Below are 23361 nucleotides of genomic sequence, written 5' to 3' on the forward strand. Positions count from 1 at the left end.
AATCCAATCTTTCTTTCGAATTTTGCACTGTCAAATAAAGATTCAGAAAAAAGAACATACTCATGAAGATTGATAAAAGAATAATACCACTGGCGATTGGTGGTTTGGGGATAGGAACAACAGAATTTACCGTGATGGGATTATTGCCGGATATTGCAAAGACATTGCAGATTTCAATTCCGCAGGCAGGGCATTTAATTTCTGCATATGCGATGGGGGTTGTTATTGGAGCCCCTCTTCTGATCGGATATTCTGTGAAGTTTCAACCTAAAAAAGTATTGATAGCTTTTATGGTTCTTTTCACCTTATTCAACGGACTTTCTGCAATTGCTCCTGATTATACGACAATGTTGAGCATAAGATTTATGTCGGGGCTTCCTCACGGGGCATTCTTTGGAGTAGGAACTGTAGTGGCCTCGAAGATGGCCGGGAAAGGGAAAGAAGCATTTTATATATCCATGATGTTTACGGGCCTTACGGTGGCCAATTTGGTAATGGTACCTTTGGTAACCTATATCGGGCATGCATATCATTGGAGATTTTACTTTGCTATTGTAGCGGTAATTGGCCTTTTTGCATTATTATTTTTAAAATTGTGGTTACCTAATATGGAGGGCAACCAGAATACGCACTTCCTGGAAGAATTAAAATTTCTGAAAAATAAACAATCCTGGATGGTATTAGGGATTACGGCAATTGGCTTTGGAGGACTGTTTACATGGTTGAGTTATATTACCCCTTTAATGACTGGGATTTCCGGAGTACAAAGTGATCAGATGGCTTATGTAATGGTTTTGGCAGGTGCCGGAATGGTCGTAGGAAATCTGGCAGGAGGTATTGTTTCGGACAAGCTTGGCCCGGAGAAAACTTGTGTTGTACTGATTTTTCTGATGATGATCTCATTGACTGGAGTATTTCTCCTTTCCGAGCACCAGAATATAGCTTTTGTTCTGACCTTTATGTGCGGGGCCTTATCAATGTCTATCGCAGCACCTATTAATATCATGATGATGAAAGCAGCACCAAAAAGTGAAATGATGGCAGCCGCTTTTATGCAGGCTGGTTTTAATATAGCCAATGCAATGGGTGCTTTTCTGGGAGGAATTCCTTTAGAATATGGACTTCCATTCAACTATCCTTCACTGGTAGGAGTAGGAATGACATTTATCGGACTCGCAATTAGTGTAAGATATATGTATTTATATGGCTCAGGTAATAGTTCTGTTGAAGAGGAGGCCGTAGCCGAGTGTGTGTCTTGTGATAAATAAAATAATGGGTTTCCTATCAAATAAAATCGGAAACCTTAAGAATAAAAAAACAGCTGATTCTTTTAGAATCAGCTGTTTTTTCGTATAAAATAATTTTATGCCTCTACTTCATCTCCATTTTTGCACCAGTAGAGCGCATTGTATAAGTTTTCTTTGGGAAAAGATTTAAACTCTCCCGGCATTACCACGCTGAAAATGTCTGTAAAATTCTGTACACCTTCTTTGTCTGTTACAATAGCGGTACGATTCCAATGGGTAAGATTCGTTATCCCCAGCAAAACATCTTCAAGCCATGCTCCCATGGTAAACTTATCCAGATCGGTATCCAAATACAACAGATAATTCAATTCGCCAAATTGATCTATTTTCTCTTTGACACGTGGAATTACCAATTTCTCAAAATCTTCTTTCGTCACTTCTCCGGTTGCGTTAAAAGCTGCAACATTCTCCGGAGCTTCTGGAATAATTGTTATCATAGTGAATATTTTATGGTGGTTTAGTTTTAAATGCGAACAATAATTACACCAATGAATGCCCGTGTGGTAGTTAAAATATTCATAAATATTGCTATTTTAGTTTAAAATATAAATATGAATTTAAAATCGAATGAACCTTTCTGGCTTTTAAAAAACGGATTGATCGCTTCTTATCCATCTCTGAAATCGGATGAGGAATGTGATGTGCTGATCATTGGAGGCGGAATTACCGGGAGTCTGATTGCTCATCAAATGATAAAGGATGGTTACCATACAATTCTTATTGATAAGCGTGAGCTTTGCAACGGAAGTACTTCTGCTACCACCTCAATGTTGCAGTATGAAATTGATGTTCCTCTATACGAATTGATAGAGAAAATCGGTAAAAAAGGAGCTGTTGAAAGCTATAAAGCGTGCTCTGATGCTATTGACCGAATAGAGAAGCTGGCAGGGCTTATCAAGTCTGAAGCAGGATTTAAACGAAAAAAGTCATTGTATTTTGCTTCTAAAAAGAAAGATGTGGAATGGCTTCAAAAAGAATATGCAGCAAGAAAGGAGGCCGGATTTGAAGTGGAGTGGTGCAGTAGTGAACAGATCTTACAGCAATTCGGATTTGAAAATACGTATGGTGGGATTGTATCAAAACAAGGAGCCAGTATTGATGCCTTTCAATTTGCTCATGAATTATTCAAACATAATGCAAAGAAAGGACTGAAAATTTTTGACAAAACTGAGATGACCAAAGTAGAATATCATAAAGGATTTAATCTTGTCTCCACAGATAACGGATACCAGATCAAAACAAAAAAGATTATTTATTGTGTCGGCTATGAAAGTAAGAATCTTATCCGTGAAAACTTTGTGGATTTAAAAAGTACCTACGCTGTAGTTTCTGAAATTGATCACGATAAGTTCAAAAATATCAGCAGTACACTGGTCTGGAATACTGATGATCCCTATCTCTATATGCGAACAACGGATGACAGAAGACTTCTCATAGGCGGAGGTGATGAAGATTTCTACGATGCTGAAAAACGCGATTCTTTATTAGGCAAAAAGGAAAAAGAAATTTTAAAATCTCTTAAAAAAATAAAACCTGACTATCATTTCTATCCTGATTTTGTGTGGGCGGGAACTTTTGGTGAAACAAAAGACGGGTTACCTTATATCGGAAAACATGACAAGTTTAAAAACTCGTATTTTGTACTCGGCTTCGGGGGAAACGGGATAACCTTTTCAATAACGGGAATGGAAATGGCTTCTCTGTTTATGAAGAATAAAACACACAAGTTGTCAAAGTATTTTAGATTTGGAAGGTAAAGAGCTGGTGCCCTGTTTTTTAGAACACCAGCTGAAGACTAATGGAAAGGATCTTAATTACAATGAGCTATATCCCATTTTCCTGGCTAAATCATTAATGGATGTTTCAATAGCTTTTCCAAGATCATCAGAATCTCCTGCTCCTCTTTTTTTCATTTCACGATCAATATACGTCTGACGTTTTCTGGAAAGTTCCTCAATCTCTTTTTGAATTTTTCCCCGTTCTGCTGATTTTATGGCGATTCTTTTTTTGATCTCCTCACTGCTTTTTCCTTTCAGGTCATCAGGAAGCTCACTTTGTTTGATATTGGTAATAAACCCGGCATCTTTTTCAGCTTTGTCTACCAGATCCCAATGTTCATTTTTGTAAGCATTCTTTTTTGATTTGGAGACGGTTCTTTCCACAAGATTGGACACTGATTGTGTTTCTGCATTCTTATCCTGAACAATTTGTTTCATTTTATATTCGGAGCCATGATTCCCATAATATATATAGGTGTCATTTAGCTTTGCATTACATTCAGAAATTCTGATATCATAGGGTGTTTCAATATAAATAACCTTTTTATCACTGTCGATATTGAAGTATTTACCACCCCCAATCGTTGCTCCATTCTGCCAATAACTTTCAATTCCTTCGCTTCGGCTTCCGCAAAAAATCGTGTTGGTATAAATATTTTTACTTTTTGCTTTTGTGATAACGTCTTTATAGTTTATTTTCCCCTGATCAAAAGGCTCATTACCCGCAATGTACATCAATTTCATGCTTTTTTCGTTAGCATCCCAATTCAGGTTATTTGAAGCATCGCGAATAACAGCTCCGCAATATTCGCTTCCACCATTGGTTTTTAAGGCAAATAATTTTTCAGAGACGAGATCAAGATCCTGTGTAAGTGGAGTTACCTGGCGAATATAATTTTCATCACGAATTCCGTCGTTACCATATTCATACAAGGCAATTTCAATCTGGGGAGCCTGTCCGTTGTACTTTAGAGTGGTCAAAGTATTGACAATATTCCAGAGTCTGGACTTTGCCTGATCAATCAAGCCATCCATACTGTTGGAGGTGTCCAGTAAAAGAGCCACCTGAATTTTATTGTCCCTTATCGTTATATTTGATGAGGCATTTCGTACAACCAGATGGCTGTTGTTTGAATTATTTCCAGAATGGCGGATATCAGAAGGTTTGCCAGAACTTAAAAAGGATATTCCCGCTACGAGTGTTAAGATTTTTAAAGTTGTCATATTATTATTTTTATAAGGTTACCTGTTGTAATAGTGTATTTGCATTTCTTTCGGATACTTTACTTCATACGAGAAGTTGATTTTATCAGATCCTCCGGAAACAATATTTTTATTCCACAGGACGCTTCCTGTTTTCTCATCAAAGTTTCCGCCTCCGGTTTCAAGAGCTTTTACCTGAATCTTGGAGTTTTCGCTGATCGGAAGCTGATCAAGTACTTCCAGTTCAATATTTTCTTTTGTATTGTTTCGGATGCTGATCTGATAAGATTCAGTTTCCCATTTATTTGAGTTCATTGCTTTTTGAGAGGTTTTGTCCTCCAGCTTGATTCTTTTTACCGTAATTCTTTCGTCCACCCCAAGAGAGATTGGGAATTCATCCTTTACATAATTACTTGTAATGGTTGTTTTTCCGATATAATTATCTTCAAAATAAATATTTGCTTCTCCGGTAATCAGATTCAGATTTTGCCAGTTTTTTACAAATGCCATCAGGAACACATGATTATTAAGCTTAGGCACTGTATGATATTTATAGGTAGCATCAATTTGTTTTTTATCGAGAACAACGTATTGCTCTTTTTCCTGGCTTAGAATCGTTTGGTTATAATTGAGCTCATACATAACGTTCATCTGATTATCGGAAACAGAAGCAATCGGAATCTCACTTGGTTTTACAGCGATGTCCTCTCTCATTTGGTAAGCATTGACAGCAGCAGTTTCTTTTCTAAGTTTGTAGGAAGCAGCTATTTCTACCTGAGGATTATAAGCTGCATATTCAGCAACATACAGCGGTGACATGATTGGTCTGTCCTGGTTATAGGATGGTCTGTAAGTCGAAACAAAAAGCTTTACATTTTTCCAGTCTTGCCCGGTTTTCTGGTAAATTTTTCCTTTATATATCATTTCAATAGGTTTCTTTACGGATTGTGCCCGCAAGTCATACGATGGAACCCATCCGGCATCAGAAACAATATAACTTACCCCGAGATTCAGGTTTGTTTCATTATCAGCAAGAATTTCCAGTACAAGCTCCTTTCTGTTTGTGTTTTTATGGGTTTGTTCTTCGGCTGATTGTTTATCAATCTTTGCAATTCCTTCATCCACAACAGTCTTTTGCTCATTTAATAAGAACATCTGGTTATCAATTTCCAGCATTCGTTTTCTATAGAACTCTGTAAGCTTGATCAATTGCTCCTGTGGAGTAGATTTATCGTTGGTTGATACTTTTAGATTATCATTGATGATATTTTGTTCTCCGGCGAGATTCTTAATCTGAATATGTAATAAGCTGGCCTGTCTCTGTAATTTTTTTCTTTCATCATCCAGTTTCTTCTCTTCACCAGATAGCTCATCTGTTTTCAGAAAATTACTTTGCGGGGTGATTGAAAGAAGGGTTGTATTTTTTTCAAGATTGATTTTGTAGGTGTTTTCATCCAGGTTGTTGGGTAAATTGACAATTCTTACCGTATTTCGTCCTTTTTGAAGGCTTACACTGGTATTACCATAAACTTTTGCTCCCTGAAGGAATACGGTAGCCTGCTTTACTTCAATTTCTTTTTTGATTTCCTGAGCCCTGATCAGGGAAACCGAAAAGGTGATCAATATTAAAAGATAATGTTTCATCGTTTATTATTTTAAATTATGATGTAAAATTATCCCCATTTATGCCCCGGATTCGGGAAACTTGGTGAAGTGGTGCTTTGACTTGGTGAGCTGAAATACAGATCAAAAAAACAGTTCCGAAAAGGAACTGTTTTTAACATTTGCTATCTTTTAGAGGATTTCGTATCTCGTTTTAATACTGTATTTCAGTTTGATATTTTCGATATTGTCAAAGGAATAATCTATCGGAGCATCTGCCACTTCCATCTGTACATTGCTCATTCTGCCTTTGTAGGCTGCAGGCATGATCATATCGCTTGTATAGTCTTCTATTTCTACAATTTCAATAACATTTCCTGTTTTTTTGCCCATGCTTTCCAGCAGATAGTCTGCTTTTTCTTTAGCAGCTTTTAAAGCATTGATCTTTACTGCTTTTCTAAAGTCTGCAATTTTGGTACTCTTTACCTCAGCAATATTGAGACTGCTTACCCATTTCTGGTTCAGATCTTCAAAAATCTTGCTGATATTGGCTTTTGTTCCGACTGTAAACTGATAGTTTTTGCTGAATTTTGCGGTTTTAGAATAGATATTCTGGTACATGGATTTGAACTTGATATCTTCGTTCTTCACTCCGGCACTTTTTAAGGTTTCAAATAATTTCTTTTCATTATCTGCCAGATCATTTTTGTTGTCTGCTTTTATACCGATGCTGAAGATGATTTCATCAGGTTCTACTTCCATTTCAGCAACGCCTGTTACTTCAATTCCATTTTTCTTTCCTTCCTGTGCGCTTACAAAGCTTCCCAGGGTTAAGATTCCGATCAATAAAAAATGTTTCAATTTCATAATTTCTTGTTTTTAAATTTTAAATTCTGAAGTAAAATTAGTCAGGTTTTAAACTGAAAAACAGAAGACTTGGTGAAACTGAGTTTTCACTTGGTGAATGGTTCAAAAAAAGCAACCTTTAAAAGATTGCTTGTAAAAATGGAATATGGAATGGTAAAATAAATCTTTGTTTAATGGAGAAAGTACACCTTTGATATCTTATCATTTTTGATTTCATAGATTGCTGTAGCCTCTACTTTTTGACCAGGTCTCATTCCTGAAACACTTTCCTTATCTATGATCGTATTGCTGTTGATGATTCTTTGCTTGATCTCACAATGAAGATCCGGTGCTCTTTTGAAAAGATTTTCGTAGGTTTTTCTCATCTCTCCTTTTCCTTTGCTTACCAATGTATTGGGGAAATTGTATATTTCTATATCGTCAGCATAGGGCTCCAGGAAGGCTTCTATATTTCTTTCATTATAGCCATTTACCTGTTGCTGTACCAATACCTCAGGCGTTATTTTTAAAATTTTATTGGGATCCAGAGTTTGCCCATTCTTTATTACGGTGTCTATCCGGGTAAGGTGATTTAAATTCTCAATAGGATCAGCAGTAAGCAGAACAAGGTCTGCCACCTTTCCGGTTTCGATACTTCCATATTGAGCATCTTTATTAAGAATCTTCGCAGGATTGATCGTCGCTGACTGTAAAATTTGCCAGTTATCCATTCCGCTTGCTTTCATCGCATTGAGCTCTTCCATAAAAGAAGAAGCATGTTGAGTTCCAATATTTCCGGCGTCTGTACCTGCTGCAATAATAACTCCGCCATCCATTAGTTTTTTCAGGTTGATTTTTCTGATAGAATCTACCTTGGAAACATAAGCTTTGATCTGAGGAGAGTTGAATCTTGTTTTATATTTCTTTATCCAGGTTGAGTCGGAAGTGCTTTCCAGATGCTTCAGATCAGAAATGGAACCGACGCTTTTCGGATTGGAGTTTTCCAGTTCATAGGTGTTGTAATGCTTTTTCTGACCATAGGTATCATAATAATTTTCTGATACAGTCATGGTAGGACATACAATCACTTTTTTAGACTTCAAAAGTTTAACAAATTCATCGGAAACTACTTCGTCTTCGATATTATGAACAAGATAATCGGCACCGTTTAAAACTGCTGTTTCCGCAGTAAAACGTTCAGTAGCATGCACGGCTACCTTTAAATTGTTCTTATGAGCTTCTTCAATGGCAGTTTTAACAACTGGTTCAAGTTTTTTGGCCTCTTCCTGTTTTTTCTGAGCTTCACCCAGTACGATATACCATATTTTAATAAAGTCAGGTTTATAGGGAAGTTGTTCCTGAATATACTTCTTAGCATCTTCGGTGGTTAATGTGAGCTTGAAGGGCTCGTCTTTACCTAAATTTTTGAAAGCCTCGGGTTCATATGTTGTAATAAGGGGGCCAGACATATAAACAGATGGCAGGTTTTCTTTCTTTTTCAAAGAATCTCTAAGTTTAAGAAAATTATAGGTTGCCCCCGGATCAATCACTGAAGTTATCCCTGACCGAAGATAGTATTGAAGAAAATTTTCCATATTCTGGTGACCCCAGTCAATTTCTTGCTGATAAGGAACATGTTTTTTTAGATTAAGCGCATCAGGTCTGGTGTATAAACCACCACTCTGAAAAAAGTGGATGTGAGCATCTGTCATTCCGGGAATCAAATATTTTCCTTCACCATTAATGACTTTTGCATTTTTTGGGATTTTGATCTGTTTACTGGATTTTACAGCTGTAATAGTACCATTGGTGATGATCACCGTTTGAGAAGGAAGCATTTTTTTATGAATGACATCTGCAACGGTTACATTCTGAATATAGGTTTGTGCCTGCATACTGCTGATGCAGAAAACAATTGCTACAATGATGAGGTGAAATTTTTTCATGATGTCTATTAGATGTAGTAAAAATACAAATATTATTAAAAGCAATATCCACTTACTTGCTGATGTTTGAATAACCTTATGGTGAGAGACTTGGTGAAATAAGGTTTTGACTTGGTGAAGAATGAAAGAAGATCGGTAAAGTTTTACTTACTTTGCAGTAAAGATCTGAAATCCGTGAAATTAGTTTTTAAAATAATAATTGTATTGATGTTGGTCAGCACAGCGATCGTGCAGGCACAGGATACGACTCGGGTTACCCAGGCTCTTAAATCTGCTGCAAAATTGAAAAAAGCAGTCGATAAAAATGATAATAAAGGGGTTGCCGATGCTTATGTAGGAATGGCGAATGATTATTACAATCAGGGAAATTATGCGAAAAGTGAAGAGTTTCTGATTAAGGCTAAAAATCTTTACCAGAACCTTAACGATAAAAAGAATCTGGAATCGGTAACCCGAAAATTGGCACAGTCACAGGAAAAACAGAATAAAATCACCCCTGCCATTAGTAATTACAGCATGGCAGCACAAATGGGTTATAGCGAAAAAAGCCGTACAGTAAACGCCAATGATGCAGCCAGACTATCTTCTCCGACTCCTGAGATGAAGGCAGAAGCTATTCAGAATAATATTAATCTCAGCAAGAAAGAAAATGTACAGGCTGAGGTTGCTGCAGGATACAGCCAGTTGGCAGATGTTAATATCCAGCAGAATGATGTTTCTAAGGCGGAAGAAAATCTTAATGCAGCCTACAAGATTTCAAAAAGAGAAGCTCCACAGCAGGCATTGGAAATCAATCAGAAGCTGGCGAATCTATATGTAGAAAACAAAAACTTTGATAAAGCCATTGAAGCCAAAAAGAAAGTGCTGAAAGAAGATTTTGTGAAAGAAAACTCACAGGAAAAAGTTAATCAGATTCAGGAGCTGGCTGATATTTATATCAAGAAAAATGATCCGGAGGAAGCTGTAAATTTATTGAAAAACGCCTATGGTATTGCCCTAAACAAAGGTCATACAATGGAAGCTCAAAAAAGTGTAAAAAAACTGGATAGTCTGTACGCTATTTCAGGAAATACTAATGCGTCGGTTCAGTTATACAGAGATTTTTTGGGGAAATTGCCGGATCTCGTATCAAAAGACAGAAGTCTGGTTGATGATAAAATTCTTGCAGATACGGAGGAGAGAATCTCACAGCTTGAAAAAGAAAAGGGACTTAAGGACGAACTGATCCGTAAGAAAAATGTTTTCAATTATGGACTGATCGGAGCTTTGGTACTTTTGACAGGACTTATTGTTATTATTTTCAGAACCTTGAAAAAAGTTCAGATTAAAAATAAAAAAATAGCTCTTCAGTCGCTTCGTCGTGAAATGAATCCGCATTTTATCTTCAATAGTTTGAATAGTGTCAATCATTTTATTGCCATGAATAATGAGCTGGAAGCCAATCAGTATCTTACTAAATTTTCCAAATTAATGCGTGGGGTGATGGAAAACTCTACTGAAGATTTTATCCCTTTCCAGCAGGAACTGGATCTGCTTCAAAACTATCTTGCTCTCGAAAAAACACGTTTTGCTGATAAATTCGATTATGAAGTTGAGGTGGATGAAAGCCTGAATATGCAAAACCTCCGGGTACCCGGAATGCTGATACAGCCTTTCCTTGAAAATGCTGTCTGGCATGGATTACGTTACAGAACGGATAAAGGTTTTTTAAAACTTAATTTTGAAAAAGAAGGAACCTTCCTGAAAATTGTTATTGATGATAACGGAATCGGTATTGAGGAAAGTAAGAAACAGAAAACGGAGCATCAAAAAACAAGAGAAGGCAGAGGAATGAAAAACACCCTGGAAAGAATTCACCTGCTGAATGATTTGTACAAAAAAGAGATCACCTGCTCTGTGAAGGATAAAGAAAATAACAGTGGAGTTGTGGTCACGATCAAAATGAATCTGGCCTGATTCTATAGTTCAGGAACGGAAAATATTGGTCGCTATACAGAGACCTTCAACTTATCATTTTAAAACCTGTAACCATTTTGGGAAAATTACTGTCTTATACTTAAAAAGATAACCCAAAATGAATACTTACAATAAAACAGCCCGGCTTGCAGGATTTTTTTACCTGATCGTTGTATTAACAGGGATTTTTAGTCTCATGTATGTTCCATCCCGGCTGATTGTGTGGGAGAATCCATCTCTTACTTTTCAGAATATATCAGCTTCAAAACAATTATTTCGTTTAAGCATTGCTTGCAGTATGCTTTGTTATATTGCATTTACGTTACTTCCTCTTACTTTGTATCATTTGCTGAAAAACGTTCATGAAAATTATGCAAGGCTGATGGTTATACTTGCCTTGTTAAGTGTTCCCATATCGTTCATTAATCTGCAAAATAAATTCTCTGTTCTTACGATAATTAAAGCTGCTGACTATTTAAAAATATACAGTACAGAAGAATTGCAGGCGCAGGTTATGGTATTACTGAACAACTACAATACAGGTATTTTAATAGCTCAGGTTTTTTGGGGACTCTGGCTTTTTCCTTTTGGATATCTGGTGTATAAATCCAACTTTTTACCTAAGATTTTAGGCTTTTTTTTAATGTTTGGATGTTTTGGCTACCTCATTAATGTTTTTGGAAGGACGATAACTCCACATTTTTCAGATTATATAATATCAGGTTATATAACACTTCCTGCGACGGTTGGAGAAATAGGAACTGGACTGTGGATGTTGATGATAGGAGTGAGAAGTCATAAAGTCAACTCAACACATTGATAATATTTAATTTAATAATCATGAATAATTTTTCAAAATTTGAAGATAAGCCGGTTAACACAAGGATCATTCTTGCCGGTCTGTGGGCTTCTGTTACATTATGTTATTTATATGGAGACTATTTTGAGTTATATACTCCAGGTAAGACACAAGGACTTATTGATGGGCATAATCTTTTAAATTCTCCTGTAAAGCTGCTGATGGCCTCTGTAGTTCTTGCGATTCCTGCTGTAATGGTATTTTTATCCCTGATGTTAAAACCGGTACTGAACAGAATTCTGAATATCATTTTCGGAATATTTTTTACTGTTGTTATGCTATTGATTGGAATTTCTTCCTTTTCGGACTGGTATTTGTTTTATTCTTTCTTTGCTGCTGTAGAATGTGTCATAACCCTATTGATCATAAAGCATGCATGGAAATGGAAAAAAATAGACTAAGGTGAAGACCCGGTCAATCACACCGATACGATTGTAAGGCTGATGAAATATTGCTAATTTGCATCCACAATCCGCCACTTAATACCAAACTCCGATGAAAATAAAAGCAGTCATTGTAGACGACGAAATAATTGCAAGAGAAGTACTGAGAAGTTATCTTACCAAATATTGCCCACAGATCGAACTTTTAGGTGAAGCAGAAAACATTAAAGAAGCCGTTCCGCTGATTGCAGAAAAACAGCCTCAGCTGGTATTTCTGGATGTGGAAATGCCTTTTGGGAATGCTTTTGATGTGCTGGAAGCAACCCGTGAGCTTTCTTATGAAACCATCTTTATTACTGCGTTTTCGCAATATTCTTTACAGGCTTTAAATAAGTCTGCCAGCTATTATATTTTAAAACCCATCGACATCCAGGAATTGATCCTGGCGGTGAATAAAGTGGCTGAAAGTCTTGAAAAGAAAGACGAATTAAACCGGAATAAAATTTTGCTTGAGAATTTAAAATTAAAACCGGAAAAACAACAACTTATTCTTCCTACTTTACAAGGCTTTGATGTCGTGAAAACTGAAGATATTGTCCGTCTCCAGGCGGATGGAAACTTTACCCAGGTGTATCTGACCGATGGATCCAAAAAGATGGTGTGTCGTTTTTTAAAACATTTTGATGATTTGCTGGAAAACCCTTTTGTAAGAGTTCACCGTTCTCATATTATCAATACCACATTTGTAAAATCATATCATAAAAGTGGAACGGTAATGCTTGCTGACGGTACCGAAATTGAAGTTTCAGGTAGCTTTAAGGATAACTTCCTGAAAGTCTTCTCCTAGAATTTATTGTTCCTTAACAGCCTAAAGGCACTATTTTTGACGTTTTTATTCCAAACATTCAAAATCATAAGCTATGAAAACGGTTCATAAAATTATACTTCCCGTTTCTCTGGGGGCACTGGCATTAATTGCTTTTAATTCATATTCGATAAGAATCCCAAGAGGAGCTGTTGCTGTAAAAGGATTTGATATTAAAAAATATTTGGGCAGATGGTATGAAATTGCCCGTTTTGATTATCGCTTTGAGAAGAATATGGATAATGTCACTGCAGAATATTCCGAAAACCCGGACGGAAGCGTTCGTGTTCTTAATAAAGGCTATGATTATGTAAAAAAGCTATGGCAAGAATCTATCGGAGAAGCAAAATTTGTAAAAAATACTAACGAAGGGCGACTCAAAGTTTCTTTTTTCAAGCCGATCTGGGCAGGATATAATGTTATTGATATTGATGAAGACTATCAATATGCACTTGTTGCCGGAAGCAGTCTTAAATATTTATGGATACTTTCCAGAACAACTTCCATTCCTGAAAGTATCAGGCAACGTTTCTTAGAAAAAGCAAAGAGAATAGGATATAAAACTGAAGATCTGATCTGGGTCAGACATCATCAATAAGTGAGTATACAACAAGAAGGCAAACCTGTTTTTATGGTTTGCCTTTTTATTTTTAGCTTCCAACATACTCTTTCCACTCTTCAAAACGATAGTCGATCACTTGTTTCATCAGATCATAATTTTCGTAGGTGTCTTCAATATGATAAAATGTTTCGTATTGATAATCGTTTTCTTCTGCTTTGGTATCAAAAAGATTGACGTAGTCATCAGCAAATGAGCTGTATTTGTTTCCAAAATCTGTGTCGTCGGCATAATAATCCTTTGCAAAGCTATTTCCCAGATCATTTAAGTCATATTCAGAGAATTTCCCGTCACAGGCATTCATTACGAATTCTGCTCCTGTTATTTCTCTTCTTTTCAATTTTTCAATTTCCTCTGCACAATCTTCTTTTAATTCATCAGAAATCAGATCATTGTGGATACACCAGTTCAGGAACATTCCTGTATGGGTTGCTCCGTTTTGCTGAGGAATTCCTTCCGGAAAATCACCACCATAATGCCATGAAGCATCATCATATTTAGACATAATCTTTAATTATAGTTTTAAACAATTTTTGCCAAAAATAGAAAAAATCAATTTATATTGTCGGTCACAGAGAATTTTCCGTCATTTGTATCAGAATTTTTTCGAAAACAAAACATGGAAAACGCAGTTCTGATTACCATTGGCGACGAGATCCTTTCCGGAAATACAGTGGATACCAATTCTAACTTCATCGCTACCGAACTTAAAAATATTGGGATAAAAGTTAAACAGATTTTTACCATTTCAGACGAAATTGAAACCATCAAAAATACGTTACAGAAGGCTTTTGAGTTGGGAGATCTTGTCATTACAACAGGAGGCCTTGGCCCAACCAGAGATGATAAAACCAAAAAAGCACTCGCTGAGTTTTTCAATGATGAAATTGCTCTTGATGAGACAACTTTTAACCATCTTAAAACTTATATGGAAAGACGAGGAAGAGCAGATATTCTGGAAAGAAATAGAGAACAGGCTTTTGTCCCTACCAAATCCGTTGTTTTTCAAAATAATTTTGGTACAGCACCCTGTATGATGATGGAGCAAAACGGGAAATTGTCTTTTAGTTTACCCGGTGTTCCTTATGAAGTAAAACCGTTGATCAAAGATCAGATTGTCCCTTATTTACAGGAAAAATTTAATCTTAATTATATCCATACCCGAATCGTATCTGTTGTCGGAATTCCTGAAAGTATCCTCGCTGATATCATTGAGGACTGGGAGTTGGCTCTTCCTGAAAATATGACCTTGTCTTATCTTCCGGTAGGTACCCGTGTGAAATTAAGAATCACAGCATCAGGAGAGAATGAAGAAAGATTAAAAGAACAGACAGAGAATGAAATTCAAAAACTGCTTCCACTGATCGAAAAAAATGTTATTGCTATATCTGAAGATAAGATTGAAAATATACTCTCAGAAATACTTACCGAGAGAAAATTGACTATTTCTACTGCGGAAAGTTGTACCGGAGGGGAAATAGCAAAAATGATTACTTCAGTTTCCGGAAGTTCAAAATATTTCCTTGGGGGAATAGTTCCCTATGCGACGGAAAAAAAAATCAAGATTTTAGGTATTTCCAGAGAAACTGTAGACCAATTTACCGTTGTAAGCGAGCAAGTTGCACAGGAAATGGCCAAAGGTTGCCAGAAACTATTTGATACCGATATTTCTCTATCTACCACCGGAGTTGCCGGTCCGGGAAAAGGGGAAGACGGGAAAGATATAGGGACTGTTTTTTATACCATCAGAATTCGTGATCAGGAAGTGACCTCAAAATTATATATGCCGCATCTGGAAAGAATAGATTTTATGAATTTCGTTTCTCAAAAGGTGATTCAGGATCTGATAGGACTTCTCGTAAACAACTAGGAACCTGTTGTTTTTTTAATATTTTTTTAATTAATTTTAATGTAGATTTTCACACTTTTTGAAAAGAATTCATTAAAATTTTAAAATCGTGGAAAATTCCAAACAGATTTTTCAGACCAACAGTAAAAAACGCTGGAAAAGCGTACAATGGGGAAGCCGCTTCTTTATCTTTGTTGCAGCATTACTTCTTCTTGCTTTAGGGCTGATGATGACACTGGACAGAAGTCCGAAAATTCCTTTTAAGGAAGACTACAAAGCAGTGATTACTGCCAATAAACCTTATCTTCAGGAGAATAAAATTTCTAAAGAATATAAAGGCTTCCGAAGCTTTATTTCTGAAAAAACAATACATACCAGTCTTGCCAAAATTGAAAAGGCAAGAGAAGAAAGATTTAAAAATCAAAACAGAAACTGGGCACAATTTCCCGGAGGAATCCGTTCTGCTTTTTATGTAGCATGGGATCCACAGTCTTTGATGTCTTTAAAAAGAAACATCAGACACGTTAATCTGGTTTTTCCGGAATGGTTTTTTATCGATCCTAAAACCGGAGATCTGAAAACCAATGTAGATCCGGAAGGATATAAAGTAATCAAAAGAACCGGAGTAGCTGCGATGCCTATGTTGAGTAACAACTCTGATCGGGAATTCCGTGCTGAGGGTTTAACGAAGGTACTTAATGATCCTAAACGAAGAACCAATCTGATTCAAAAAATTACACAGCAATGTAAAAAATACCATTTCAAAGGAATCAATATTGACTTTGAGGACATGAACCTGAATTCTGATGAAAATCTGGTAGCTTTTATGAAAGAACTTTCAGAAACCTTCAAACAGAATCAATTGCTTGTTACCATGGATATCATGACGGATAATGATGATTATAATATTCCGAGATTAGATCCTTATGTAGATTATTTTGTACTGATGGCTTATGACGAATATTCCGCCGGAAGTGATGCCGGACCGGTTTCTTCACAAAAATGGATTGAAGCCCAGGCGGGTAAAATCGTAAAGCAAACATCTCCGCAAAAGATTATTCTTGGTTTGGGCGCATATGGGTATGACTGGAGCTCGAATAAAGATGACAATACCTCTGTGACCTACATGCAGGCGATTACAAAAGCCAGTGCCAGTAAAGCGGTTATTGATTTTAATGATAATACCTTTAACCTCAATTACTCCTACACCGATTCTAAAAATAATACCCACACTGTGTTCTTTAACGATGCAGCCTCTATTTTCAATACCATGCGTTTTTCGTCAGAATATCCGTTGGCAGGAACTGCTCTATGGAGACTGGGAAGTGAAGACAGCAGGGTGTGGAACTTTTATGATAAGGATCTTACGTTTGCAGGGCTTTCCAGGCTTAATTTAAAAACAATGGAAAATGTAAAAGGACAGACCATGGTAGACTACATTGGTGATGGTGAAGTTTTAGATGTCCTGAATACTCCTCACGATGGAAAAATTGCGGTAGAAATTGACCCCAAAGAGAAGATCATTACCGATGAAAACTATATCACTTATCCCAGTTCGTATGAGGTGAAAAAATACGGAAGTGCCCCTCAGAAAGAACTGGTGCTAACGTTTGACGATGGACCGGATGAGACTTATACGCCACAAGTATTGGATATATTGTCCCAATACCACGTTCCGGCAGCTTTCTTTCTGGTTGGGTTAAATGCTGAAAAAAATCTTCCACTCGTAAAAAGAATTTATCGCGAAGGCCATGAAATAGGAAATCACACATTTACCCATGAAAATGTAGCAAAAGTAAGTCCTGAAAGAGCATTACTTGAATTAAAACTGACCCGTTTACTGATAGAATGCGTGACAGGTCATAGTACTATTCTTTTCAGGGCACCTTATAATGCCGACTCTGAGCCAACGACTTCAGAAGAGATTATTCCGGTTGCTCTTGCGAGACAACAGAATTATCTGGATATCGGAGAAAATATTGACCCTGAAGATTGGCAGCCGGGCATCAAAGCTGATGAAATTGTAAAACGGGTAATGGCCGGAATCAGACAACAGAGAGGAAATATTATTCTGCTTCATGATGCCGGTGGGGATACCAGAGAAGAAACGGTGAAAGCATTAAAGGTTTTAATTCCAACACTTCAGAAGCAAGGATATCATTTTACCAATCTTACCAACCTTTTACATAAAAACAGAAGTGAGCTGATGCCCGAAGTTCCTAAAACAAAGTCGTATTACGTGATGCAGCTTAATTTAGTATTAGCTACAGCAATCTACGGAATAAGTCATTTTCTGGTGGCACTGTTTACTATTTTTATCATACTAGGGTTAATCAGATTATTGTTGATGGCATATTGGGCTTTTAGAGAAAGAAAAAAAGAGAAAAAACTGGGCGGATTTCCTGTTCTGGACTCTTACCCGAAAGTATCTATCATTGTACCTGCCTACAATGAAGAAGTAAATATTGTTTCTTCTTTAACCAATTTGCTGAAACAGACCTACCCGAATTTTAATATTATCATGGTAGATGACGGAAGTAAAGATTCTACCTATGATAAAGCTAGAGAAGCATTTCCCAACCATCCGAAACTGAAAATGTTTACAAAAACCAATGGAGGAAAAGCAACAGCTTTAAATTATGGTATTTCACAAACCGATGCTGAATATGTAGTCTGTATTGATGCAGATACCAAACTACAGCAGGATGCCGTAAAATACCTGATCGCGAGATTTCTCAATGCAGCTCCGAAAGATAAAATAGCCGCAGTGGCAGGAAATGTAAAAGTAGGAAACAGAGTCAACTGGCTTACGAAATGGCAGGCGATAGAGTATACCACAAGTCAGAACTTTGACAGACTGGCCTATGCCAATATTAATGCAATTACTGTAATTCCGGGAGCAATTGGAGCTTTTAAAAGATCAGTCATCAACAAGGTAGGAGGATATTCTTCCGATACATTGGCCGAAGATTGTGATATTACAGTAAAGATTTTAAAAGAAGGATATACTATTGCCAATGAAAACAGAGCCGTTGCCGTAACTGAAGCTCCTGAGACCGCAAAACAGTTTTTGAAACAACGTTTCCGATGGACCTATGGAATTATGCAGATGTTCTGGAAACAACGACAAACTTTCCTTAACCCCCACTATAAAGGATTGGGGCTGTGGGCTATGCCGAATATTCTGTTATTCCAGTATATCATCCCTTTTTTCTCACCATTGGCAGATATTATAATGGTATTGGGAATTTTATCCGGAAACGGAGGCAAAATATTTACATATTATTTGCTCTTCCTTTTGGTAGATGCTTCACTGGCTTTAGTGGCATTTATTATGCAAAGAGAAAAGCTCAGCAATTTGCTGTATATTATTCCACAGAGATTCGGATATAGATGGTTGATGTATATTGTACTGTTTAAAAGTGTAAGAAAAGCACTGAAAGGGGAAATGCAATCCTGGGGATTCCTGAAACGTACAGGAAATGTAAAGGAGATCGTAACTTCTTAGGTAGAGAAGCTGGAAGCTATTTACAGTTGTTGCATAACTGAAAGTCTCATTCAAATTATTTTACAAAGGTGAAAATAAATAGAATGATCATTCTTTATGACCTTAGTATCTTCCATCTTTCAAGTCTCAAACATAGATTTTTATAAACCATGTTATATAATGTTTAAATTTCTTTCACAAAAAAGTAACAAAGAGAAAATAAATTATACCTATTGTATAAATTGTTATCAAAATGAAAAAAATAACGCTTTCTTTGTTTCTAATAGCAGGGATTTGCTCTCAAAATACGATGAGTGCACAAGCTAAAGCTGCGAAAGTAGCTGTGAATACTACGGATAAAGGCTTAGACCTTAGTCTGATGGACACTTCTGTTCGTCCACAGGATGATTTTTATAACTATGTGAGTGGAACATGGATGAAAACTGCCAAAATTCCATCTGATAAACCAACGTGGGGAAGTTTCAACAAATTAGCTGAGGATACGGATAACAATTCCATGACCATCCTGAATTCTCTTCTGAAAGATAAATTTACTGACGGAAGTGAAGGTAAAAAAATTCAGGATTTGTATGCTTCTTACATGAACATGCAGAAGAGAAATGCTGATGGAATCAAGCCTATCCAGGAAAACCTGACTAAAATTGATGCCATCAAAAATATGGCTGATCTTCAAACCTATCTTGCATCAGTAACCAAAGAAGGAGAAAATAATTTCTATGGATGGGGTGTATATGCAGATTTGAAGGATTCTAATATGAATGCCGTTTATCTGGGAGAGGCTTCTCTTGGATTAGGGAGAGATTATTATCAGAAAGTCAATGACAAAAATACAGAAGCTATTGCTGAATATCAGAAATATGTAGCTTCCATGTTAACTGAATTAGGATATAAAAATGCAGAGGCAGCAGCAAAAGGAATTGTTGATTATGAAAAAAGCATTGCAAAGACGTATCTTACTAACGAACAAAGTCGTGACAATACCTTACAGTACAACCCTCAGACAATGACTGAGCTTTCAGCACTGGTAAAAGGAGTTGACCTTCCTGCTTATCTTAAAAAAGTAGGAGTCAATACCAATAAAATTATCATCGGAGAGTTAGGGTACTATAAGAACTTCGATAAATTGGTCAATGCTCAGAACCTTCCTGTAATCAAGGATTATCTGAAATTTCACATGATTAACGGAAGTGCTTCTTATTTAAGTGAGAAATTAGGAGACATGAAGTTTGCATTTTTCGGTAAATATTTAAGAGGTCAGCAGGAACAAAGAGCATTAAATAAGAGAGGATTTGAGTTGATTAACAGAAACCTTGGAGAAGCTTTCGGAAAATTATATGTTGAGAAATATTTCCCTGCAGAAGCTAAGGCTCAGATGGTAGAATTGATTGATTATTTAAAGAAAAGTTTCGCTGTTCATATCAACAACCTTGCATGGATGTCTTCTACAACTAAGGAAAAAGCGATGAATAAGCTGAATAAGTTCACGGTGAAAGTGGCTTATCCGGACAAATGGAAAGATTATTCAAAATTACAGATCACTCCTGAAGCGAAAGGTGGTACTTTATATCAAAACCTTCAGAATGTTGCTGAGTGGCAGTATAACAAAGATCTGGCTAAAGTAGGAAAGCCGGTTGATAAAACAGAATGGGGAATGACTCCGCAGACAGTAAATGCTTATTACAATCCGGTATTTAACGAAATCGTATTCCCGGCAGCGATCCTTCAGCCACCGTTCTTCAATCCACAAGCGGATGCAGCGGTGAACTTTGGTGGAATTGGCGCGGTTATCGGTCACGAAATGAGCCATGGGTTTGATGATTCAGGAGCTCAGTTTGATGCTGAAGGTAACCTTGTAGACTGGTGGACTCCTGAAGATAAAGCTAATTTTGAAAAGGCTACCAAAGCTTTGGCTTCCCAGTATGACAAATATGAGCCTGTAAAAGGAACTTTTGTAAACGGTACTTTCACAAATGGTGAAAATATTGCTGACCTAGGAGGAGTAAACATTGCTTACGATGCCCTACAGATGTATTTAAAAGATAAAGGAAATCCTGGAAAAATCAGTGGTTTTACTCAGGATCAAAGATTCTTCCTAAGCTGGGCAACCGTTTGGAGAACTTTATCAAGTGAAAAATATATGGTGAATCAGGTGAAAACTGACCCGCATTCTCCGGGATATTTCAGAAGCTTCGGTCCATTAATTAACGTAGATGCTTTCTACAAAGCTTTCGATGTTAAAAAAGGAGACAAATTATACAAAGCTCCGGAAGACAGAATCAAAATCTGGTAAAAAATATAAACCGCTCAGCAACGAGCGGTTTTTTTGATTCTTCCCATCAACTTTAAAGTTTAAACTTTAAATGAAAATTCTTATTCGGAACAGTCATTATTTTCAACTTTCAATTTTCAACTTTCTATTATTTCTCAATTATCATTAAAGTTTGTATATTTGATACGTTTGTGTAAAATCAAAAATTATCTTTAATGAAAAAGCTAAATATTGGAGTACTTGCCCTTTCGGGTATTGTATTTCTTACTTCGTGTGGTGCTACAAAAACTACAGGGACAGAGACAAAAACTGATGCTACATCTGCTGTAGAACCGGTAAAGAAAGAAGTGAAGGAAGAAGGGATCAATTTATCATATATGGATACCAATGTCCGCCCACAGGATGATTTTTTTAGCTATGTGAATGGGAATTGGGTAAAAACCACTCAGATTCCTTCCGATAAGGCAAATTGGGGATCTTTCAATGCATTGAGAGAGAATGTGGATGATGCTTCATTAGATATATTAAATAAAATTCTTACTGAGTCTTATTCAGCAGGTTCTGAAGGACAGAAGATCCAGAATTTATACGCTTCTTTCATGGATACTGCGAAAAGAAATGCAGAAGGTCTTGCTCCCATTAAAGGAGATCTTGCAAAAATTGATGCCATTAAAAATCTAAGTGATCTTCAGAACTATCTTTTAGAAGCAACAAGATTGGGCGATAACTCTTTCTATGGATGGAGAGTAGGCGCTGATATGAAGAATTCTAAAATGAATGCTGTTTATCTTGGTGGTCCTGATCTTGGTTTAGGAAGAGATTATTACCAGAAAGTGAATGAGGCTAATACGAAGACTTTAGCAGAGTATCAGACCTATGTTGGGAAGCTATTCGGGGTCTTAGGATATAAAAATTCAATTCAGGCAGCACAAAATGTAGTGGATTTTGAAAAGCAACTGGCCAATTACTTATTGACCCTTGAACAGAACAGAGATGCTAATTTAAGATACAATCCGAAAAACGTATCAGAATTATCAGGACTGGTTAAAAATGTTGAGCTTGCCAAATATCTGAAAGAAGCCGGAGTAAATACTGACAGAGTGATCATAGGGGAGTTGAAGTACTACCAGAATATGGATCAGTTTATAACGCAGAAGAACCTTCCTCTATTAAAAGATTATTTGAAATATCATTTAATCAATGGTAATGCAAGCAACCTTGATGACAGTCTGGAACAAATCAGATTTGATTTTTACGCAAAATATTTACAGGGTCAGAAAGAACAACGTCCGATGAACAAAAGAGGCTTAACTCTTGTGAATGGTGTTCTTGGTGAAGCTTTCGGAAAATTGTATGTTGAAAAATATTTTACTCCTGAAGCAAAACAGCAGATGGAAACTTATATTGATTACCTTTTAAAATCATTTAAAAGTCATATCGCAAGTATCGACTGGATGTCTCCTGATACAAAAATAAAAGCTCAGGAAAAGTTATCCAAGTTTACCGTAAAAATTGCTTATCCTGATAAATGGAAGGATTATAGCCAATTAAAGGTAGAATCTCCAAAACAGGGAGCAACTTTATATTCAAACCTTCAGAATGTTTCAGCATGGCAATATCAGAGAAGTCTGGATAAAGTAGGTAAGCCGGTTGATAAAACGGAATGGGGAATGTCCCCGCAAACGGTAAATGCTTACTATAGCGGATCTAATAACGAAATCGTATTCCCTGCGGCGATTCTTCAGCCTCCTTTCTATAATCCTAACGCTGATGCGGCAGTAAATTTCGGAGGTATTGGCGCCGTAATCGGTCATGAGATTTCTCACGGATTTGATGATAGCGGTTCGCGTTTTGATGGTGATGGAAACCTTAATAACTGGTGGACAGATGGTGATCGTAAAAACTTTGACGCCAAAGTAGGACAGCTTGCCGCGCAATACAGCGCATATGAGCCTGTAAAAGGAAGTTTTGTAAACGGTAAATTTACAAGTGGTGAGAACATTGGTGACCTTGGTGGAGTGGCAGTAGCTTATGATGCTCTTCAAATGTACCTGAAAGATAAAGGTAATCCGGGAAAAATCAGTGGATTCACTCAGGATCAGAGATTCTTTATGAGCTGGGCTACTGTTTGGAGAACTAAAGCGACAGATCAATATATGATCAACCAGGTAAAGACCGATCCACACTCACCGGGAATGTACAGAGCATTCGGACCATTGGTGAATCAGGATTCGTTCATCAAAGCATTTGATATCAAACCTGGGGATAAAATGTATAAAGCTCCTGAGGACAGAATAAAAATTTGGTAGTTTTGCCAAAAAATTGTTAGAAAAGAAAGAATCCATCTCACTTTTAGTTGAGATGGATTCTT

17 protein-coding genes are annotated in these 23361 nt (G+C 36.8%); 11 read left to right on the top strand and 6 right to left on the bottom strand.

Annotation, left to right across the window (positions count from 1 at the left end; all coding sequences use genetic code 11):
* The first annotated feature begins 62 nt into the window (after positions 1-62).
* Positions 63-1268 carry an MFS transporter gene (locus C1631_RS12690; protein ID WP_185144669.1) on the top strand — a complete coding sequence of 402 codons (1206 nt, stop codon included), beginning with the start codon at positions 63-65 and terminating at the stop codon, positions 1266-1268.
* Between the two features lie 95 nt (positions 1269-1363).
* Here C1631_RS12690 and C1631_RS12695 read toward each other — a convergent pair whose 3' ends face one another.
* Positions 1364-1744, bottom strand: coding sequence for a SpoIIAA family protein (locus C1631_RS12695; RefSeq protein WP_103248690.1), 381 nt, complete (start codon positions 1742-1744; stop codon positions 1364-1366).
* 114 nt (positions 1745-1858) lie between these two features.
* Between C1631_RS12695 and C1631_RS12700 the strand changes: the two genes are divergently transcribed.
* Entirely contained in the window at positions 1859-3064 is a 1206-nt protein-coding gene (locus C1631_RS12700) for an NAD(P)/FAD-dependent oxidoreductase (protein WP_103248691.1), read from the top strand.
* Between the two features lie 57 nt (positions 3065-3121).
* Here C1631_RS12700 and C1631_RS12705 read toward each other — a convergent pair whose 3' ends face one another.
* The 4 genes from C1631_RS12705 to C1631_RS12720 form a co-directional block, all read right to left on the bottom strand.
* On the bottom strand, positions 3122-4309 hold the full coding sequence (locus C1631_RS12705) for a VWA domain-containing protein (RefSeq protein ID WP_109712516.1): 1188 nt from the start codon (positions 4307-4309) through the stop codon (positions 3122-3124).
* An 18-nt stretch (positions 4310-4327) separates the two neighbouring features.
* On the bottom strand, positions 4328-5932 hold the full coding sequence (locus C1631_RS12710; RefSeq protein ID WP_109712518.1) for a DUF4139 domain-containing protein: 1605 nt from the start codon (positions 5930-5932) through the stop codon (positions 4328-4330).
* Between the two features lie 150 nt (positions 5933-6082).
* Entirely contained in the window at positions 6083-6757 is a 675-nt protein-coding gene (locus C1631_RS12715; RefSeq protein WP_103247836.1) for an SIMPL domain-containing protein, read from the bottom strand.
* Positions 6758-6927: 170 nt separating this feature from the next.
* Positions 6928-8682, bottom strand: a complete 1755-nt coding sequence (locus C1631_RS12720) for an amidohydrolase family protein (RefSeq protein WP_109712520.1) — start codon at positions 8680-8682, stop codon at positions 6928-6930.
* Between the two features lie 207 nt (positions 8683-8889).
* Between C1631_RS12720 and C1631_RS12725 the strand changes: the two genes are divergently transcribed.
* The 5 genes from C1631_RS12725 to C1631_RS12745 all read left to right on the top strand — a co-directional run bounded on the left by C1631_RS12725 (position 8890) and on the right by C1631_RS12745 (position 13343).
* Complete coding sequence (locus C1631_RS12725; protein WP_109712522.1) at positions 8890-10638, top strand: tetratricopeptide repeat-containing sensor histidine kinase; 1749 nt, start codon at positions 8890-8892, stop codon at positions 10636-10638.
* A 118-nt stretch (positions 10639-10756) separates the two neighbouring features.
* The gene (locus C1631_RS12730; RefSeq protein WP_103247833.1) at positions 10757-11458 is read left to right on the top strand and encodes a DUF4386 domain-containing protein; all 702 of its coding nucleotides are present in this window, start codon (positions 10757-10759) and stop codon (positions 11456-11458) included.
* 20 nt (positions 11459-11478) lie between these two features.
* Positions 11479-11898 (top strand): DUF6326 family protein, encoded by a 420-nt coding sequence (locus C1631_RS12735; protein WP_103247832.1) that lies wholly within the window; start codon positions 11479-11481, stop codon positions 11896-11898.
* Between the two features lie 94 nt (positions 11899-11992).
* Positions 11993-12727, top strand: coding sequence for a LytR/AlgR family response regulator transcription factor (locus tag C1631_RS12740; protein ID WP_103247831.1), 735 nt, complete (start codon positions 11993-11995; stop codon positions 12725-12727).
* Positions 12728-12800: 73 nt separating this feature from the next.
* Positions 12801-13343: a lipocalin family protein gene (locus C1631_RS12745; RefSeq protein WP_103247830.1), complete on the top strand. Its 543-nt coding sequence runs from the start codon at positions 12801-12803 to the stop codon at positions 13341-13343.
* 52 nt (positions 13344-13395) lie between these two features.
* Here C1631_RS12745 and C1631_RS12750 read toward each other — a convergent pair whose 3' ends face one another.
* Positions 13396-13869 (bottom strand): DUF7832 domain-containing protein, encoded by a 474-nt coding sequence (locus C1631_RS12750; protein ID WP_103247829.1) that lies wholly within the window; start codon positions 13867-13869, stop codon positions 13396-13398.
* A gap of 114 nt (positions 13870-13983) precedes the next feature.
* Between C1631_RS12750 and C1631_RS12755 the strand changes: the two genes are divergently transcribed.
* The 4 genes from C1631_RS12755 (at position 13984) to C1631_RS12770 (ending at position 23299) form a co-directional block, all read left to right on the top strand.
* Entirely contained in the window at positions 13984-15234 is a 1251-nt protein-coding gene (locus C1631_RS12755; protein ID WP_103247828.1) for a CinA family nicotinamide mononucleotide deamidase-related protein, read from the top strand.
* An 88-nt stretch (positions 15235-15322) separates the two neighbouring features.
* The gene (locus C1631_RS12760; protein ID WP_109712525.1) at positions 15323-18721 is read left to right on the top strand and encodes a trifunctional glycoside hydrolase family 18/polysaccharide deacetylase/glycosyltransferase family 2 protein; all 3399 of its coding nucleotides are present in this window, start codon (positions 15323-15325) and stop codon (positions 18719-18721) included.
* Between the two features lie 232 nt (positions 18722-18953).
* Positions 18954-21011, top strand: a complete 2058-nt coding sequence (locus C1631_RS12765; protein WP_109712527.1) for a M13 family metallopeptidase — start codon at positions 18954-18956, stop codon at positions 21009-21011.
* A gap of 194 nt (positions 21012-21205) precedes the next feature.
* The gene (locus C1631_RS12770; RefSeq protein ID WP_103248561.1) at positions 21206-23299 is read left to right on the top strand and encodes a M13 family metallopeptidase; all 2094 of its coding nucleotides are present in this window, start codon (positions 21206-21208) and stop codon (positions 23297-23299) included.
* The last annotated feature ends 62 nt before the right edge of the window (positions 23300-23361 follow it).

The organism is Chryseobacterium phosphatilyticum (assembly GCF_002899825.2).
In the GTDB taxonomy this organism is placed as follows: Bacteria; Bacteroidota; Bacteroidia; order Flavobacteriales; family Weeksellaceae; genus Chryseobacterium; species Chryseobacterium phosphatilyticum.